General features: G+C 60.8%; 10 protein-coding genes. 6 read left to right on the top strand and 4 right to left on the bottom strand.

Features of this window, described 5'->3' with window-relative positions; genetic code table 11:
* Positions 1–331: 331 nt before the first annotated feature.
* The 4 genes from FBX97_RS24910 to FBX97_RS24930 form a co-directional block, all read right to left on the bottom strand.
* The gene (locus FBX97_RS24910) at positions 332–1,708 is read right to left on the bottom strand and encodes a hypothetical protein (protein ID WP_141837784.1); all 1,377 of its coding nucleotides are present in this window, start codon (positions 1,706–1,708) and stop codon (positions 332–334) included.
* A gap of 7 nt (positions 1,709–1,715) precedes the next feature.
* Positions 1,716–2,693, bottom strand: coding sequence for a hypothetical protein (locus FBX97_RS24915; protein ID WP_141837786.1), 978 nt, complete (start codon positions 2,691–2,693; stop codon positions 1,716–1,718).
* Positions 2,694–2,732: 39 nt separating this feature from the next.
* Complete coding sequence (locus FBX97_RS24920) at positions 2,733–5,942, bottom strand: hypothetical protein (RefSeq protein WP_141837788.1); 3,210 nt, start codon at positions 5,940–5,942, stop codon at positions 2,733–2,735.
* A gap of 808 nt (positions 5,943–6,750) precedes the next feature.
* Positions 6,751–7,191 carry a very short patch repair endonuclease gene (locus FBX97_RS24930; RefSeq protein ID WP_141837790.1) on the bottom strand — a complete coding sequence of 147 codons (441 nt, stop codon included), beginning with the start codon at positions 7,189–7,191 and terminating at the stop codon, positions 6,751–6,753.
* 47 nt (positions 7,192–7,238) lie between these two features.
* On the opposite strand from FBX97_RS24930, the gene FBX97_RS24935 reads away from it, so the two are divergent.
* From FBX97_RS24935 to FBX97_RS24960, 6 genes are all read left to right on the top strand, one after another.
* Entirely contained in the window at positions 7,239–8,909 is a 1,671-nt protein-coding gene (locus FBX97_RS24935) for a DNA cytosine methyltransferase (protein WP_221631867.1), read from the top strand.
* Between the two features lie 403 nt (positions 8,910–9,312).
* Complete coding sequence (locus tag FBX97_RS24940) at positions 9,313–10,884, top strand: nuclease-related domain-containing DEAD/DEAH box helicase (RefSeq protein ID WP_141837792.1); 1,572 nt, start codon at positions 9,313–9,315, stop codon at positions 10,882–10,884.
* 1 nt (position 10,885) lies between these two features.
* Positions 10,886–14,119 carry a helicase-related protein gene (locus tag FBX97_RS24945; RefSeq protein WP_141837794.1) on the top strand — a complete coding sequence of 1,078 codons (3,234 nt, stop codon included), beginning with the start codon at positions 10,886–10,888 and terminating at the stop codon, positions 14,117–14,119.
* An 11-nt stretch (positions 14,120–14,130) separates the two neighbouring features.
* On the top strand, positions 14,131–15,918 hold the full coding sequence (drmB, locus tag FBX97_RS24950) for a DUF1998 domain-containing protein (protein WP_185748742.1): 1,788 nt from the start codon (positions 14,131–14,133) through the stop codon (positions 15,916–15,918).
* A complete protein-coding gene (locus tag FBX97_RS24955; RefSeq protein ID WP_185748743.1) occupies positions 15,915–17,546 on the top strand; it encodes an ATP-binding domain-containing protein in 1,632 nt (543 codons plus the stop codon). The genes drmB and FBX97_RS24955 overlap by 4 nt, the downstream gene beginning before the upstream one ends.
* A complete protein-coding gene (locus FBX97_RS24960) occupies positions 17,543–19,315 on the top strand; it encodes a hypothetical protein (protein WP_141837800.1) in 1,773 nt (590 codons plus the stop codon). Before FBX97_RS24955 ends, FBX97_RS24960 begins: the two co-directional genes overlap by 4 nt.
* Positions 19,316–19,339 lie beyond the last annotated feature (24 nt).

Genomic DNA, 19,339 nt, shown 5'->3' on the forward strand with positions numbered 1-19,339 from the left:
CAAAGCTCTTGAATGCGACGTAGACGTCGCAGACGCTGAGGATATCTCCTGTCTTCGCCGTCTGGTAGTGGCACATGAACGCGTCAAAATGCATGATATGGAATGCTGGCCGAATTCCTTTTCCATCGGCTGCCAGTCAGGCTTGTAGAGATTAGTCAAAGGGAAGTGGCAACTCTGGTTACGTCGACCAGGAACCCTTAGCGCAGCGTTTGCTTGCCTGAAGAACAAGCATGGCCTTACACTGAGCTGTATGGAACGGCCGAGTTCCGCCAATCGCAGACGTTTGCTGGCCAGTCTTGTTGACGAATAGCTGCCCGCCGACCGATTATGACTATCGCTTCTTCAGCGCTAACCCCAACCGCTTGCGAATTTGCGGATCGGCTTCCGCTAGGAGTACTGTGAATGCAGCGTCAAATGCATCTCGGAAATCTGCTTCCTGTAACTGGAGATCGGTTTTAGCCACTTCCGCAAACACCGGCGCAAGAGCCTTGATTCGGTCAGCTGCAGTGGGGTGATTCACGTCACTGAACTTCCACCCTCCAGCCTCAGTACCGTAAGCGTTCGCAGCATCAAGTATTCGAAATGTCATGTGGGGCGCGGCGGCGGCCACCATGATTTTTATAGGGTCATCCTCTTGCTCGGCTGACCAGATCATTAGCTTAAACCCAAGGGCATCAGCCTCCAACTCCTGTTTCCTGGTACGCAACTGTGCCTTGAGTATCGCAGAAGGGTCTTCTGCCTGGGTATTGGGAGCAAGGGGTAAAACGTGGGTACTGCGGTCGCCTCGTGCTTGAGCCGTAGCAGGTTTATCGTTTTTATGGCTGCCGGCCATATAAAACTGAACAGATTGATCGCTGACGTGAGCGAGAATGACGTGCGCCTCCTCATGTGAAATAAGAAACTGGTCCATTGCGGTCACCAATCTCGCATGCAAATGATTGTGGGTTTCATCTAAGGTAACCTCAATCGCCCCGGCCGAGCTTCCCTCCCGGACTAAACGAACCATAGCGTCGGCGAAGTTTTCAACAATATAGGGGTGCTCGTGCAGCCGGTTACGGATAGCGGATTTGGAGTAATCCAGGCCAACGGACGCGCCGACTGTGATTGGAATGGAATCCGTAATAGCTTTGGACATCGCCCCGGTGAAAAAAAAGAGATCTCTATTGAGAATAACCACAGGGTTTTTGATTCCAGGGGGCAAGATTGCTTGAGCATCCAGCGTTCCAGTCGGCAATGATCCAAACCGGGTTTCAGGTGACCTTGGGAATTTTTTTAAGCGTACTTTGTCCAAGTCTTTCAGGTAGAGGTTAATCAAGGAAATAAAGAGCGGGGCTTCGAAGCGAGTCGGCAAGGCAAGGCAGGGCAAGGTCTTCATCATCTCGACAACCAAGTCAGGATCGAGGGCGCATTGTTTTCGTAACGCAGGGTTGGGACATGCCTTGCGTGCACGCGCCAGGAGCTCTGCAAAAGTATTCACCGACCGCGGCTTCTCCAATTCAGCTCGAGAATAAGGATCGGTAAGAGACGGATTTTGCCTATAGATGCTGTGCTGCTGTTCCTCCAGATATTTGTATGCAGGATCCGTGTCCGACTTATAACTTATCTGATCAGGACACCTTTCCGGTCGTGGGGTTATCTCGTCGGCAATTGACCACTTTGTGAAAGCCGTCATAGCGCATAGCGCCGCAAAGTAGGCAAATCTGAACATGCTTGCCTCATCTATTGAGTGCTGCTGCACCGAACGGCGAGCTCACAGTACGGTAATTCGAAAGATAGAATTGCTTGTCCCCTGCGGATAGCACTGTTGACCAGCTCTTGCCATGATCACCCATGGGCTTGCATGCGGATTTCCTTCCCGACTTGTAATAACTGTCAGGGAAATAGTACAGCATCACCGACATTCTATCAGTGGTAGGGCTAGTGACGAGTTTTGCTTCCAATGGACCTGCCTGCTGCCCCAGGATCTGAATATAGTACTGCGCGTCCATATTGAAACGTGCTTGTTCTTCGCTCAATTCGTTCGGCGTGCCCATCAAGTAATTGATAATGACAGGCAGCTTAAGATCTTGTTGGCACTGTGCGTTGAAGTGCTCGTGTGAAAGCCCGATCGCATGACCGAACTCATGCAGGATGGTGGTATGTTCGTAGGAGATGGCCCACTCATTGGAATTTTTTCCGTCATAGTACTTCGTCAGAGTATTCGTAAATCCTTCAAAATTCATCGTCGAATCGCTTGGATTTGCATTCACCGCGAGCACGCCGATAAGGGACCAATATCCTTTTTCGTTAAAAGCGATTCTGATATTTGCGGCTGGCGACGTATCTTTCCGCGACCATAGCCTGTACTTGCCGGCATCATCTTTGAATGAAAAGCGCATTTGACCACCCACGTCGGTCCATTCGCTGGCAGTTTTCTCGATGAGTCGATAGAGCTCATCCGTTCCGCCGTTAAAAGCGATCGTGATAACTTGCTGCTTCTTCCACGCAAGTCCTGGCGAACCCACCAATCTATGGCTGCGGAACATCTTGCGCAGCATCGCAGGCGGAATTGAATCCAGCCTCTTATCGACGGATGGCGAGGCTGGAGTTTGCCCCATCCGTTTGGCATTCGATTGTGCTGAGACCCCCGCTGCGCACATTACACAGGCAGTGAAAATAGAAGCGGTGTGTTTCATCGCCTTATCGATATTCATGTTCCCCCCTCAGAACGATCAATGGCCGGCCGGTCCCGGCTATTTGTATTGGCCGCACACCGCCGGCACGTCGAGATGGATCGACTTGTTCGACCTGGTTTTCAGTTCAAGATTCAAGGGGGTGGCTAGATCCGCAGGGCTTGCCACTGTCTTGGGGGGAAAGCCGACAAATTCCACATCCGCACTCTGGTTGGCAGCGTTGACGCGGACCGACTTTGCGGCAAGCGTGAACTTTAGCTGAGTGCTGGCGAGCGTGGCGGACATCAGGTAAGGCGCCGCAGCCCCTACCAGCTGTAGCGTCCCTGAGGCGGCGCACACATCGAGCGGCGCGTTCACCACGTGCAGTTGGAGGGAGGAGTTTGAACCCGCGTCGCACGCACCCTGCCAGACATGGACTGACGTCACAGCGGCCTGGCCGGTGCGCGGCGGTTTCACGTCTGGCTTGTCGGAAGACAGCACCAGAGGCACTTCGCCGCCGGTCCCTTTGGTCAGCGGCTTATCGAGCATCAGCTCCAGCAGATCTTCATTCCTCACGTTGATTGTCAGGCCAGAGCTTCCCAACCATGCGGAATGGATCGCGTCCAGATGCCGCCCGCTCACTATCAGATGCGCCTTCCCATCGCAGGCACTGATATGGTTCGGGACCACAGTACTAATAGACGGTAAGCCATCATCCGCAGCCGGTGCGCCACAGCTGCCGGCGTCAGACCGCTTGCCGTGGATGGGCACACTCCAGGTCGCTGAACCATCCGGCGTCGGGATCACCAGGTTCGCGGTTTTCAGGCCGGGCTGAATCTTCGAGATATCGAAAGTGGCCATCACGCCCTGCATGTCCGGCATAACGTTGATCGAGCTCGCCGCCACGCCTTCAAGAAATGCCGCTGGGGCACGCCACAGGAAGGCGCCCTTGATCAGGAATGTGGTCTCGCCGGCGCAATCCGCCACCATCTTTGGCTGGACATCGCTGATGCGGGCCGACGGCAGATGCAGGCTGTTCGATCCGCCGATTTCATCCGCGTGCTCAGCGTTGAGCAGCATTTGAGTCAGGCCGTCCATATCTGCGGAAGTGTGGCGGATCGGTACCACGAACGCGGCACCCTTGGGATCGAGTGCAGTGAGCGCGATCCCTGCGCCCGACTTCCAGTTCGGTGCCCATTCGGCCCGGCTTGTCAATTGGATATGCGGCCACCAGCCCGGCATCGAGATGTCGGCGGTCAGCTCGTATGGCGACAGCTTGTGTTCGAGCGCCAGCGCATTCTTGCCAGGGTCGATCACCACATTGGGCCCGAGCACCCACCCGAAGCGCGGATTGCGCGTTTCCCGGCGGTCTACACTGTCGACGGTGTTGAAATCCGCGAAACTCGAATAGCCGACCACCAGGGGAATGCGCTCCAAGGCGTCGGCCTTGCCTGCCACTGACTTCATGTAGCCACCCGAAAGGCCTGCGCCGACGCCTTGCAAAGGCAGGGTAGCAGCCAGCGAAGCTGCCAACTGCACTGCATCTGCAGCGCGTGCGGCCGTAGAGACCCGTTGCATGAGCGCTTGGGGTGTGACCGCATAGGTCGTCAGGCGCCCGCGCGCGGTCCAGTGGCCGTCGGCTTCGGTGAACAGAGCACGTATGAACGCGTCAGGCACCAGATCGGCCGTGGATGCGCCCAGGTGCGTCCTAAGATCGTCGCCGCACCCCAAGCGGTCGGCGTGATGCTGTAAGGCGTCGATGGCGTCGAGCAGTCGACGGGTTTCCCTGGCCGTGTGATACAGGGGCGACTCCGGCGCCCGCACGGTCTCGGGCAACGCGACGAGTGCCCAGGTCGTGATGCGTTGCAGGCGTTGCAGGCCTGCCCTGTTGGTGAGCGCGCGCGACAGGTCGTCTCCGGTGGTACGGCCCAGGGCGACGACGCATGCCTCGCGTTGCTTGGCGCCATATGGAATCATCTTCAGCATATCGACAAGGGCTTCCATCCGGTCGGCAAGGGTATCGTCGTTCGCGGCTTGTATGAGCCGTCGCAGCTGGGCCGGCGTGTAGGCGGGAGGGAACGGCACCAGCACGCGCGGGCATGGCGACGGCGTCAAACCATCGGAGTCAATGCTAACCTGACAGCGTGTGGCTTGCGGCGATGGCGGCGGCGCTTTTCGAGCCGGCGGCGCACGGTCTGAACCGAGCGGTATCTGTTTAGTGAGCGGCAGGATGAGACCAAAAGCCGCCCCGTTTCCCACTATCACCACCTTGTCCGTGGCGAGCGGCGGTTGCGGCGTGCCAGCGGCGGGGGCGGGGGCGGCGGTCAGGTCGCCCACGTTGATGGCCATGAGCGTTAGCATGCGGCCCTCGAGGGCGAGTTGCATGATGCCCTGGTCCACCACTTTGCCTTGCGCCGGATTGAGCACATTCGTGGCATGGTCCAGCCACTGGAAATACAGCGGTTCGACCTCCTTCCGGATCCGGCCGCTGTCATAGGCGGGGCGGACCAGATCGACATCGAGGACACCCAATTCGTTGTTGGCCTCCCCGGGCAGCACGGTGGCGTCGAGCTGCAGCCTGAACAGCGAATTTGGGCCAATGTCATGGAGCGCGTCGAGCGACACTGCATTGATGCTGGCCTGCAGTTCGCGCCGGTAGGCCTGGCGATCGGCAAAGATGTCGCGCGGGGAACCGGCCACGCTGCTCGTACGCGGCCCGGACGCAGTGCGGTCGAGCTGTGCCTGCACACCCGTGATCAGTGCCGACAGGGCGGCGGCTGTCTCCTTGGCCGTATTGATCGCGGGCGTCGTGGTCGCATCATAAGCGGCAGTCGCTGCGGTCAATTTCGTGCTGGAGACTTCCTTCTGGTCCGCTAGCTTGGCCTTGAGAAGCTCTACGTCTCGCTGAGTCTGCGCCAGATCGCCGCGCAGTTGTTCCAGGACGATTTGCTGTTTGATGACGTTGGTCTCGTCCAGGAAGCGGGCGTTTTGTCTTGCCCCAGCGTCAAACGACAAACCGAGCGCGGCAGACATTGTGCTGATGGTTTCGAGCTCGCGCGCAATGTCGGCGGAGAAGGTCACGGTCTCGCTGGCCGTTAGCTGGCGGTTGAGGTAATCGAGTTCGCTGCGCCTTTCGTTGATCAATGCATGCCGTGGGAATAGCTTGGCATCCGAGACCAGGATGCTGGCCCGCCGCGGCGTGCCGGAAAACTCCAGCTGTGTCAGGTTCTGATTGTAGATGTCCGGAGAGCGGCAAGCGGACAATGCGGCCAGGGCCGCGATTGCACACATGGTAGCGGTAGTACGGCGGTTAAAGTTCCTCAAGATAACCCCCCGGTTTGCGACGCAGCAGCGTTCATCCGGCGATGATGCATCGCAAAGGCGAAAGTTGTCTATTCTTTAATCATAATGTAAATATATTATTTTCATAATAACGTACCAACAAATCCGTCCTAAAACAATAAAGTTTCCCACAACAACCACGGTCTATCAGCGCACCGGTGGCTTGTCCAGGTAGCAAAAAGGTTCAACACTGAGCCATACCGACCGTCCGGTATCGCTCGGGCCCGTTTGGTCGAGAAGGATGGTAGCCGCCCGGGAGTGCCCGTTGATGAAGTAGGCCTTGCATCACACGATATAGGACAAGAATGCCTGAACTGGGTAGTCCACGGTGGGCTGAGCCGCACGATGCGTACGGCAGCGCCGCAAAGATTCCTTAGCTTCTTCGACCGCCATCGGTTTTGCCCAGCGATGACGGCATTTCCCAACTGTAGTTCAGCCTGTAGAGCCCTTTCTAATCAAAGCAACGTGTACTCGGCTTCGTTATGCGAATCGCTCAGATTTCCCTTAACTTAAGCGGGAGCTTCTGTCCGGCAAGGCGCCCTTTGTTCCAGGGCACTGCAACTTTGGCATTGCTAGAGATCGAATCCATGCGGCTTCCGTAATTGTGGAGTTTCATCGTGGGCACCCGATGAGCCGAAAGCCTTAGCGCAGCCTTTGCTTACCTTAAGAGCAACCACGATCGTACACTGAACTGTATCGAACGGCCGAGTTCGGCACGTTGCCCTTGGAGCGCGTGACCGTGTTGGCGCGAGTTGCATCAACAGACGAGCGGGTCGGAAGAAGCGGCAGTGTCACGAATCTCGTTTGCGAGGCGGTCAAGTCGCTCGGCAGGCGTGCGTCGCAGCTCGCACTCCCATACCACGATGACCCGCCAGCCGGCTTCGCGCAGCATGTTCTCCTTGCGCGCGTCCCGTTCGGTGTTGGTGTCGAACTTCAGCTTCCACCGTTCGGCATTGCTGGCAGGTGTGGTCGCATACCGGCACCCCTGGTGACGGTGCCAGAAGCATCCGTGAACGAAAATTGCCACTTTATACTTCGGCAGAACGAGATCCGGGGAGCCCGGCAGCTTGCGTGCGTGCAGCCGATAGCGGAATCCCTGACGGTGCAGATATTTCCTGACCAGCATTTCCGGCTGAGTGTCCTTCGACCGGATGCCGGACATCATTCTTGATCGAGTGGCTGCATCGACTATGTCCATATTTCTTGCTATCCTACGGCAACAGCCATTTTTGATGTAAAGCAAAGTTGTCGAGCCAATCAAAGTCCATTAATTCGGATCACTTTCCAGTAGTTGATCTGTTCGCAGGCCCCGGCGGACTCGGGGAAGGCTTCTCGTCCATCAAGGGCGATCCCTTCAGGATCATTGTATCTGCCGAAATGAATTCGGCCGCGCGCAAAACGCTTCGCCTGCGCGCGTTCTACCGGCTGCTCAAGCGCCGCGGTGGAAATGCTCTGGATTCCTATTATCAGTTTTGCAACGGCAAAACTCCCACTCCTCACAACGAGGCCAATCTGGGCGATTGGGAGGAGGCCGGTGAGGAAGCACGTCAGATCGAACTCGGCACTCCGAAGGGGAACGAGGAACTTGACGAGAAGATCAGCTCGCACGGACTGGGTCCCGACGTCCCCTGGGTTCTGATCGGCGGTCCGCCGTGTCAGGCGTACTCGATCGTCGGCCGCGCACGCAATCGTGGAAACGTCGAGTACAAGGCGGAGGAAGACCACCGCCATTTCTTGTACAAGGAATACCTGAGGATCATCCAGAAGTATCGGCCGTCCGTCTTCGTGATGGAAAACGTGAAGGGAATTCTCACGGCGTCCGTTGGCGGCAAGAAAATCTTCGAGACGATTCTTCGCGACCTGTCGGACCCGGACAAGGCGATCGGGCAGGCCGTGAGCGGCCATGGATACCGTATTCACTCTTTGAGCTCCAGAACGCATTTTTCCCGCGGTGACGACCCACGGGACATCGATGCGCAGGACTTCGTCATCAAGGCCGAGGAACACGGGATCCCGCAGGCACGGCACAGGGTCATTCTGATCGGCGTGCGTGAGGACGTCGCTCGCGCGCCAGGACAGCTCGAGCGCCTGGAGGCGCCTGGTGTACGCAAAATTCTGCAGGGCTTGCCGCGCTTGCGCAGCGCACTCAGCAAGGAAGCGGACTCGAGCGAGGCATGGGCGGAAGTGGTCAAGGGCCACTTTTCGAGGATGGCGAAGGAGGTGGCGCGCAACGACATGCATCGCGACCTTCACGAGGCACTCACGGAGGCCTCCGTTGCCGTTCAGAGAGGACTTGGAACCGGAAGCGACCGGCTGGTCATGCGAAGCAGCAGCGCTGATTCGCCGACCCTGCTGAATGGTTGGTACCACGACGCGAACCTTGTAGTATGGATGAATCACAGCGCCCGTGCGCACATGCGAAGCGATCTGCAGCGCTATGCGTACGCGTCCGCATACGCGCAGGCCTACGGGCGCTCGCCGAAAGGCCACGTCGAATTCACCCTGGACGGGTTGCGGCCCAACCATGACAACTGGGAGTCGGGGAAATTCAAGGATCGCTTCAAGGTCCAGGTCGGGGACCGCGTGTCGACAACGATCACCAGTCACATCTCGAAGGATGGCCATTATTTCATCCACTACGATCCGACCCAGTGCCGCAGCCTGACCGTGCGCGAAGCGGCACGGCTGCAGACCTTCCCCGACAATTATTTCTTCGAGGGGAACCGTACCGAACAGTTCCACCAGGTGGGCAACGCGGTACCGCCACTTCTGGCAAACGGAATTGCTCAGCTCGTGTACAGGCTGCTTTCCGGTGAGGATGCGACTCCAACCGGGAACGAGCCTGGCGCCGGGACGCCGCGCGTTCAGACTCAGCTGGATCTGGTGGAAGCAGGTGCGGCAGTCGAAGCGCTGTGAGAAGTGCGCAGCCGGCTTGCTGCCGGCTGCACGTGCTCGGTCGGAAAAGGGGAAGCGTCCCGGGTCCGGCTCCTGCTGCCATGATCTGCTGTGTCAGATATTTGCATCACGGCAAAAAAGTTGCTTCTTCTTCTGGTCATCCTGTTACAATAACTGAACATCAATATATTTCCATGGAATAATATTAATGTTCAAAGGGATCGCCGGAATGAGTCTGGTTTCAAGCCCATTTCCCGATCATGGCTTCAACCGAGCTTCGAATGGCAGTCCGTCCGCGATGAGTGAAATTCCGTTCAGGGGTCAGCGCAAGTCGTTTTCGCTGGCCTCCCGGTGCACGGTCCTTTACAGTGGCGGGATGTTCGTGTCGCGGCGCCTCGCGCTGTGACCGGGTCCGGGCTGGCGCATGCAGATCTACCCCCGATTCAAGTTCCGTCCAAGGCTCCTTGGTGAAGCGAGCGTCCACGACCTGCTGTCCAGGATCGATGACAAGACCGCGTTCGCGGTTCACTCCGTGAATCTCCCCGAGCACGAGTACAAGCGCTGGGGCGAAGCCGACTTCGTCGTCGTCTCCCGTGCGGGAGTGGTCCTCCTCGAGGTGAAAGGGGGCAATGTCGATATTGCCGGCCGTGTCTGGCGTTACGAGAACGCGCGCGGTCAGGCGATCGAGTCATCGGAAGGACCAGCGCGCCAGGCCATCTCCGCGGCCGTGGCGCTCGAGCGCCTTCTCGGCAAGCGTCTGGGCCGCAAGGTGCGCTGCAGGTGGGGTGTCGTCTTTCCATTGTGTTCCTTCAAGCGTCACCTGGACGAACTGCCACCCGAACGTCTGGCGGATCGCTCCGTTTGTGCAGTGCATGCGGAATTCGCGCAATGGCTCGTGAACATTCCGTTCGACCAGCACACGGCCGCTGATTTCGCACTCTCGGAAGCAGAGGTCGACGAGATCCGGAGCGTGCTGCTGCCCGAGCTGTCGGCAGCATCTTCGCTCGGCCTGTCTGCCGCCGGGGTCGAACAGGGCATCGTGAAGCTGACTCGCCAGCAGTACGCCATTCTCGAAAGCCTGACGGTCAACCCGCGCCTGCTAGTGACCGGAGGCGCAGGGACGGGCAAGACCGAGCTGGCTGTCCTGTGTGCCCGTGCCGAACTCGCGGCCGGACACAGGCCGGCCATTCTTGCTCAGGGCCGGTCTCTTGCCAGGAGTCTCGAACGGAGACTCGCCGACTCCGGCATCCCCGTCTGCTCGAACACCGTTCCCGAAGGGTGTGACGTCCTCATCGTCGACGAAGGACAGGATCTTGTTCGCCCGGAAGGGCTCGAGCGGATCTTCTCGCGCCTGCCGGGCGGCATGGAGCATGGGCGCTGGCGCTGGTTCATGGATCCGAACCTTCAGTATCTGGACGCACCACCCGACGCCGGCGCCTTTCGCGCGCTGCAGGCCAGTTCGGCGTCGGTAGAGCTGTCGCGCAACGTGCGCTCGACCCGGGAAATCGTGTGCAGTATCCAGGCCTTCCTCGCGGCCGACATCGGCCTTTCGTCGATCGACGGATACGGGGTGCGGGTTGGATTTCACCAGGTACGCGATGTGCAGGAGGAAGCGGATTCGATCGAGGATCTCGTCGCGGGCCTGCTCCACGACGGCGTGCTTGCCCGTGACATTGCCGTGCTTGGTGCGAACGGCGGGCGAGGCCCTGTCGCTTCTTCCGTCGCCGGCCGGCTGAGCCATGTGCTGAGGCCGCTGACCGCGACAGGCGATTTCGCGTCCGGCAATCACGGCGTCATTGCCGATATACGCGACTTCCGGGGCCTCGAATCCCGGGTCGTGATTCTCGCGGACCTCGAGATCGCTGCCCGGGAGCCGGGCTTTGCGCGCAGCCTCTACATCGGCATGACGAGGGCATCGGTTGCCCTTCACCTCTTTACAACGGATCAGACAAGGCAGGCGATGGTAACACTGCTGAAACAGAACTCTCGGGGATGAAATGACGGAGACAGAGAAAGACGAACTCAGGGATGCGTTCATCGAACAGGTGCGGCGGCGGCTGGTGGGACCGACCGAGCCTGACGAAACGATGCGCGAACGACCGAACAAGCGCTATCTGACAGGCATGGTGTTTCCGCAGGGAGCATCCGCCGGCGCGGGCATGGCGGACGAGAATCCTGATGGCGAGGATGCCGAGGCCGGAGACGAGGGCGATGAGGAATACGGGCTCGAATCTCCCACGGACATCCTCTTTCAGCGACTGCCCGCCTCGGTCGGCATGACATTCGCGGTCTCGGATGCCGAGCAGACGCTGACCGTGCGACTGAAGGCCGCGGTGTACGAGAAGCACGCAGCCGAACTGCTGGGAGTCGACGCGTCTTCGGAATCCGGTACGAAGCGCACGTCGAAGGCCGCTCCCGTCTGGAGCAGAAGACCGGTCCCGGCAGGCACGGAGCCGGAGACGCTGACCCTGCGCATCGACAAGGCCGCGACGGACATCCGGGAGCCCAGAAAAGTGCTGGACAGCCGCGCGGAATTGCGGGTCTTCATTCGCGTCGCCGGAGGCAGGCGCGTCGTGACCGTCGCCCTGGTGAACACCAGAAGAACCGAGGAAGACACCGCGGTCGACACGGAGGACATTCTCTTCCAGGTCGAAATGAGCTGCATCCCTTCGCTCGGGGTGATGGCGTACCCGGATCCGCCGATGATCAGCCCGGATCCGGAGGCCGAAGAGCTGGCGCTGCAGTATCGGGACATGCCGGCATTTGCGGTCGGGCACGGATGCGGCGTGTTCTGGCCCGAACCGGCAGGCGGTATGGTCAGCCATGTCGCCGTCGATTACCTGCCGTCGGTCGAAGTGCCCCCGGTCACAACGAAGATCGCTGGACTCCCCTCGTTCGTGACGGAAGCACTGTCGATGAAGCGCCTGCAGGACGATGGATTCGACCCGGTGCCCGCGTTCCGTGGTCTGGTGAAAGCCTACGCCGACTGGAAAGACAAGCTGGCGGCCATGCGCTTCGAGCCGCGCTTCGACGGCGCGAAGGCGCGCATCCTGGAGCGCATCGAGCAAGCCGTCGACAGAATGAGCGACGGCATCGATCTGCTTGAGGAGAACCCGGACGTGCGCCACATGTTCAGGCTCGCCAACAGGGCGATGCTGATCAGTCTGGCACGGTCCGGAAACGTCAACAGGCGCAAGCCCGGCAGCCGCTTCACCGACGTCGATCCTGCCGCGCTGGCATACGACGGCGTGACGTGGCGCCCGTTCCAGATCGCGTTCTTTCTCATTTCCCTCCGCGGTCTGTGGAACCCCGACCATCCAAGCCGCGAGATCGTCGACCTGATCTGGTTCCCGACCGGCGGCGGCAAGACCGAGGCGTATCTTGGCGTGGCCGCGTTCGAGATGATCCGTCGCCGACTCGTTGACGGCAAGCAGGGAGGCGGTACTGCCGTCATCAAGCGGTACACGCTGCGGCTGCTTACCATCCAGCAGTTCGAGCGGGCCGGCAGCCTCGTCTGTGCGATGGAAACGATGCGCCGCCAAGGTGACATCGAGCACGCGGAACCTTTCAGTCTGGGCCTGTGGGTCGGTTCCGACTCGGCACCGAACAGGGGCGCCGACGCGCAGGCGGATCTGCAGAAGATCGTCGGGACAACTGGCCGCGTGGACGGCATCAGGGTGCCGCTCAAGCAGTGCCCGGTGTGCGGGAAGCGCATCATTCCGGAATCGAAGGCGGAAGGAGCCGCCGATGTGGGCATTCGCAAAAAGGGTACGAGCGTCGAGCTGTTCTGTTCCGATGCGGCCTGTCCTTTCCACGGCGGCCTGCCGATCAGCTTCGTGGACGAGGACCTGTACGCACGTCCCCCGACCCTGCTGCTCGGTACCGTCGACAAGTTCGCCATGCTGGCCTGGCGCGAAGAAGCTCGTGCGTTCTTCGGCGCTGGAGCCGGTGTTGCGCCGCCATCGCTGATCATCCAGGACGAACTGCATCTGATCTCCGGGCCGCTGGGAACTCTGGCGGGCATCTACGAGGCCGCAATCGACCGGATCATTTCGCACCTGGGCAGGCCGGCGAAGTACATCTGCGCGACGGCGACAATCAGACGGTCCGACGACCAGATCCGCAAGCTGTACGGGCGCGAAGGTGCGCTCTTTCCGCCCGCTGGATTGTCGGCCAGCAATTCCTTCTTCTCCCGAGTGCCGGAAGAGCGCAAGGACCCGGGGCGCCTGTATGTCGGCGCGATGGGGCAGGGCCACACGCCCACGTTCTCCAATGTTATCGCCTCTTCGGCCCTTCTGGCAGCGGGCGAAGACATGCGCAAGACCGCCGGCGACCGGGTTGACACCTGGTGGACCGTCGTTGCATACCACAACAGCAAGCGCGAACTCGGGAAGACGCTGTCGCTGGCGCGGGACGACATCCCCGGCCGTCTGAAGGCTCTGGGCGAAGCCCGACGCGTTGCGGCGTCCCGTGTGAGCGAGCTGTCGGCCAACCTGCGCGACAGCGAGATTCCCGAAGCGCTCCACCGCCTGCGCGTCGAACTGCCGAATGCGGAGGCACTGGATTACGTGGCCTGTACCAACATGCTGTCGGTGGGTGTCGACGTCCAGCGTCTTGGCCTCATGCTGGTCAACGGTCAGCCGAAAACGGTGTCCGAATACATCCAGGCGTCCAGCCGCGTCGGACGCAGCACCGACAGACCGCCAGGCATCGTGTTCACGCTGTTCTCTCCGACCAAACCCAGGGACAGGTCGCATTACGAATTCTTCCGGCACTTCCACAAGGCGTTCTACAGGAACGTCGAGCCCACCAGTGTGACGCCGTTCGCGCTGCCGGCGCAGGAACGCGGTCTGCATGGCGCGTTCCTCGCGCTGGTCAGGATGGTATCGCCGATTGCCGGAAACCGCACCGCGGGCACAATCCTGCGGCACGAGAGCACAGTTCGCGAACTCGCAGCCGAGTTCCTGGACAGGATCGGGGCGGCGCGGGATGGCAACGCCGACGAGACGCGCGAGCGCCTCGAAGACTTCATCGCCACATGGATTGCGCTGGCCAGGGAAAAGGGCAGTGCCCTGCGCTTCCAGGCCGAGGGCAAGCAATACACCGGGCTGATACGTCCGTTCAGGCAGCCGGGTACCGGCATCGAAACACTGCAGTCGCTTCGCAATGTCGACGCGCCGATGAAGCTGCTGGTGCCGGTGGTCCAGACTGGCACGGCGGCGAAAGCCTGACAGGAGAAGACATGAAAAGAGAACTACGTGCCGGTACGGTGACCGGACCAGCGGGCGTTGGCGCCGTGATCGACGTCGGCACGGAGTCGTTCGTCATCCCGGGCATCGAGCGATGGAAGCAGCAGGCGTTGCGCGTCATCGATCTGCCGCGGCTTTCGACCCGATTGCACAAGGTGCTGAAGGCGCCAGTACTCGAGAAGCCGTATCTGGTCGTGCGGCGCTTCCCCGAGGCGATGTTCTGCGAAAAGTGCCGTCGCATGACGCGCTGGCGCTCGGACATGGAGCAGGAGGGCAGGGAACCGACCTGTTCCCACAGCGGCTGCAACGGGCTGCTCGTACCGATGCGTTTCGTGGCGGCCTGCGCGAACGGCCATCTCGACGACATCAACTGGTCTCGATGGGCGCACAGCGGCAAGCGCGGGGCCTCCGGCTGCCGCAGCTACGACAAGCTGCGGTTTACCGTGAACGAAGAGGCTGGCACCGGCGGACTTGGATCGCTGGTCGTGTCCTGCGACGTTTGCGGTAACGGACGCTCGCTCGAAGACCTGGTTTCGAAGGAGACGGCCAAGCACGTTATCGGAACCTGTTCGGGGCGGCACCCATGGGTTCCCGGTGCAGGTGAAGCGTGTGATCTGCATCCGGAAATCCTGCAGAGAGGCGCTACCAACCTGCACTACCCGGTGACTGTGTCCGCGCTGGACATTCCGGCAGACGTAGTCGAAGATCCGGTCGCCGTGTTCGGGGCGCAGATCGCTTCGCACAAGCACTTTTCGATGCTGAAAGGGCTCCAGGCAAGTACGACGGGTGACAACCAGCAGTTCATCAAGACCCTGGCAGGCATCATCTCAGACGAGGTGGCGTGCGAACTTGACGTTGTCCTTGCCGTTGCTGCTGCAGACGTCGGGACTGCGGACGCGGAGAACGGGGAGCCAGCGGCACAGCAGAGCATTGACCAGAATATCCTTCTCGGCGAAGAGTGGAAGACAATGGCGCGGGCGCTGGCCGAGGGCGGCATCTCCAGCAAGCACTTCCGCGCGGCGGCCGAGCCACTGTCGGAACGCGCCCCCCGTTGGGCACGCAACGTAGTGTCGGGTGTACTGCTTCTCGAGCGCCTGCGCGAGGTGAGAGCGTACCTCGGTTTCCAGCGCGTGCGGCCGGATGCGATCGACAACAAGGTCAGTCCCGATGTCGGCCATGCCGAGAACTGGCTGCCTGCCACGGAGGTATTCGGCGAAGGCCTGGTTCTGTCCTTCGACTTCGAACGACTGGATGTGTGGGCACAGTCCCTTCCAGACAGCGAACTGGAAGCGCTCCGGCAGCTGGAAGAGAAGCGCGTGAGCGAGGAATTCTGGTTTCTTCCGGCCGTGGACCCGGTGTTCATCGCACTGCATGCCCTGTCGCACCTGCTGCTGCGCAGGATCACGTTCGAATGCGGGTACTCGTCTTCGTCGCTTCGTGAGCGCCTCTATTACGATCGCGAGCAGCGCTACGCCGGCATCATGATCTACACGGCGGATGGCGACTCCGAAGGTTCCCTGGGTGGTCTGGTCAGGCAGGGACGAGTCGATCGGCTCGCCCAGTCGCTGTTCGACGCGGTGGAGGAGGGGCGCTGGTGCTCCGCCGATCCGGTGTGCTCCGAAACAGCCGGTCAGGGACTGGGCGGCTTCAATCGCGCGTCGTGCCACGCATGCGAGCTCGTCGCCGAGACGAGCTGCACGCATGCGAACACGCTGCTCGATCGCCGCCTGCTGGTCGACGACCAGTTCGGACTCATTCCCTTCCTGGAGAATGCCGGGTGAGACTGCCGAAACTCCGCGATCTGACCGAAGCGCAGCGTTCGGTCTACCTGTATGCGCCAAAGGACGCGCATGTGCTCGTTCAGGGACCGCCCGGTACCGGCAAGACACTCATCGCATGGCTGCGCGCAATCGGCCTGCAGAAGCTGGGGCAGCCTGTCGCATTGTGCATGTTCAACCGGGTGCTGATGAAGTACGCATCCAACGTCGATGGCGCGCAGGAGACGCAACTGCGCGTCACCACGGCACGGCAGTGGTTCCTCGACTGGTGGTTGCGCGCCGCCATTCCGCCATGTAAGCAGGGAGGCGACGTGCTGGTGAACGCGCCAAAGGAGGACAAGGATGCCGTGAAGGCGGCCGGAGCCCGCTGGCATTTCAGGACATGGAACCCTTGGACCGGCAGACCCGGTGTCTGGGCTGTCGCATGCGAGGAGTGGGAGACCAGGGCATCCGGTCTGGCCGCGTGGCCTCGCTGGCAGGCGCCGCCCGAGCATCCCGAATCGAAACAGGAATACGACTGGGACGCGATTCGCGATCGGGTGATTCAGCACTCCGGAGCGTTCGGCGAGGACGTTCTCTCGCTTGGCACTCTGTTGATCGATGAGGGACAGGACTTTCATGCCGGCTTCTATCGGTTCCTCAACATCGTATCGGTCATTGGCAGCAGCATGAAGGTGAAGCACCCGCTGCGGTGTTTTGTCCTGGCCGACGAGAACCAGCAGCTGACGCAGTTCAATTCGACGCTCGAGGACATTCGACAGGGGCTGGGTATCGCAGAGGATTGTCGTTTTTCGCTGGTCGACAACTTCCGCAACACGCTTCAGATTGCCGAGCTTGCTGCTAGTTTCCATGCGGGGATCGGTGCGATTCCAGTGATGCCGCAGCGGACCGGCGAGGTTCCGCTGTTCGTGGAATGCCGCACCATTGCTGCATGCGTCGGACGCGTGGTCACCTGGATCACCAATCACCCGGGCAAGGAGGTCGGCGTCCTCGTTTTCCGCGAGCCCAAGCGTCAGGAAATGCATGAGCGACTTGCCGCCGAAGTCGCCTCGATCCGGGGCAGGAACATTACCGTGCAGTCCTACTCGTGGGAGAGCCGAGCCGACAACCCGAGCGACAGTCTCGTGTTCGATCAGGGGGATGTTGTCACGGTGCTGAACATGAGCAGCTGCAAGGGGCTGGAGTTCGATGCCGTATTCATCGTTGATCCCCACGACTGCGCGATTGCGAACCTGGGCGCGGATCGCTTCCGGATGCAGATGTTCGTTGCGGCGTCCCGTGCACGTGAGTGGGTCGAAATTCTGGAGTCCGCACCTGTACGGACAGACGCGCTGTTTCTCCAGGAATTCCCGTCGGAAGAACTCCTTGTACGTGACGCGCCACGGCAGAAGCCCGTTGCAGCCAGGGTCGTGCAGAACGTGCCCCCCGCTCGTGCCACGTCACCTGCTGCTGCGGTCGCGAACTGGGCCGCGCAAGCGGAAGTGCTGGCTCGCAAACACGGTTTCGCATTCGAGGACCTGCGGCCGAAGGGCTGCGTGTGGGTCAACGCACCGGAAAGCTTTTCGAAGCCGATGGAGAAGCTTGGTTTCAGGTATGCGTCGCGACGAAATGCCTGGTGGAGATTGCAATGAGCAAAAACGATAATGCAGCGAAGACACCGGATCCCGAATTGGGCGGCCCGGCAAAAGGAAACGGTATTCGTCAGATGGAGCTGGACGGCTTGGTCGATGACGTAGTTGCCGGGAGCGGAAAGCCGGACGCCGGTCCCGACGACATGATGCAAGCGCCTGGCCGGATGTTTATGCCGAGCAATCGCGAACTGGTCATCGAACAGCTGGCCGCCCTGGTGCTGTCCCCGCATTTCCCGACAGCGCCCGCGACGCCTGTGGCCACCACGCGTCCGCCGTTCATCGTGAAAGACGGGCTGAGCTCGACGGAAATCGATATTCTCACCGCAGGGCGGCAGCAGCGCTTTCCCGTCCTCGTGGAAGTGCGGGCGGACGCGGCGCGCAGCAGTTCCGGCGCGATCGGCGTTCGCGATGTGCTCGGCCTGCGCTTCAGGAACCAAGGCGAGGCCGATGACTTCCGCTGTCTTCCCTTCGACGAGATGGACACGGCCTTCTTTCCATGCGAAGCGGAGCCGGCGCTGTTTGCACTGGACAGCCCTGTCCGTCCGCGCGACACCGAAGGCGATGCAGGCGTGCTCGATGCGCATGCAAGGGGAGAGTTCGCGGATCGGATCGCGGGAGCCGTTTGCTGCCTGCTCGAGCTGGGTGCTGCGGAGCCGGCCTGCTGGGCTGCCATCTCCGACCTGCTTCACGCAGTGCCGCTGGCCGAGCAGGCGGCCGGGCTCGAGCTGCGCACCCTGATCGCCTCGACAAACGGACCCACGGCAGGCATTGGGGATGCCGTTGCTCGGACGTTCATGGCCTACGAGCGCGAAGCGCCCGGGAGGCTGATCGACGAAGTGGCGCGTCGTGCGGCGGAGTCCTCATCGGACCCGGCGCTGACGCCCGCGCTCTCGCGCTGGCTCGAAGTTGCGCGCGGGGTGCTCGGGAACCGCGTGGCGCTGAACGGAGACATTCTTGCCGACGGCGGCTCTATTCCGCTGCGAGCAGCCATCCTTGCCGCAGTGGTCGACGATGTCGGCAACCTCGTCCCGTTTCTCCATGCTGATCGTCCTGCCGGTCACAGGGTAGTCACTGCGGCTGCGTTGCTGCTTGGCTTGCGCACGGGGCTGCGCAACCTGTCATGGAGTAGAAAGGTCTTGCATCTGGATCTCCTCTCGGACGTGGTGTTTGGATTGCATGATGACCGCTTGAGTGCGTGCGTCAAGGCGCTCGACGGATTCAGTCTGGAGCCGGATGAGACTGCCGCCGGTGTGGAGTTCCTTCTTTGCTGGCGCAGCCAGGTACTGGCCCGGTGGGCAAGCTGCCCGGCATGCCCGGACAATGCATCGAACCTCCAGAGTGCGCCGCTGTTGCAGGCCGATCATGTGGACGTGCTGCAGACCGAGGAGCCTTCTGCCGCGTCTCCGGCTTCCAACGCTTCCTTCCTGACCGCACCCAACGGACGCCGGATCGAAGTGATTCAAACGACGGGCGGATCGGCGGTGATTAGTCTGCGCGTCGCGCTGGAGGAAGGGGAAAAACTGCGCAAGGTGAAGGAAATCTTCGAAGCGGCCTGCAGGCCCGGAATTCGTTGGCGGGTGGGGACGGCGGAGGACGGCCACAGTGCGCTATACATGGATCTGCCGGGTGCGCGAAGTGAGCTTGCTCTGCAAGAGGCGGCCGAAACGCTTTCTGGTGCTCTTGCTGCCTACGTTGTTCCACCAAAAGCACCAAGAAAGAAGAAGGCATCAGCGTCTAGGCCACGGAAGCAGGGCAGCGTGACCGAGTAGAGCGGTCTTGTAACGGATCCGCTA

Origin of the sequence: Herbaspirillum sp. SJZ107 (assembly GCF_006715485.1) — a bacterium.
Classification (GTDB): Bacteria; Pseudomonadota; Gammaproteobacteria; order Burkholderiales; family Burkholderiaceae_D; genus Telluria.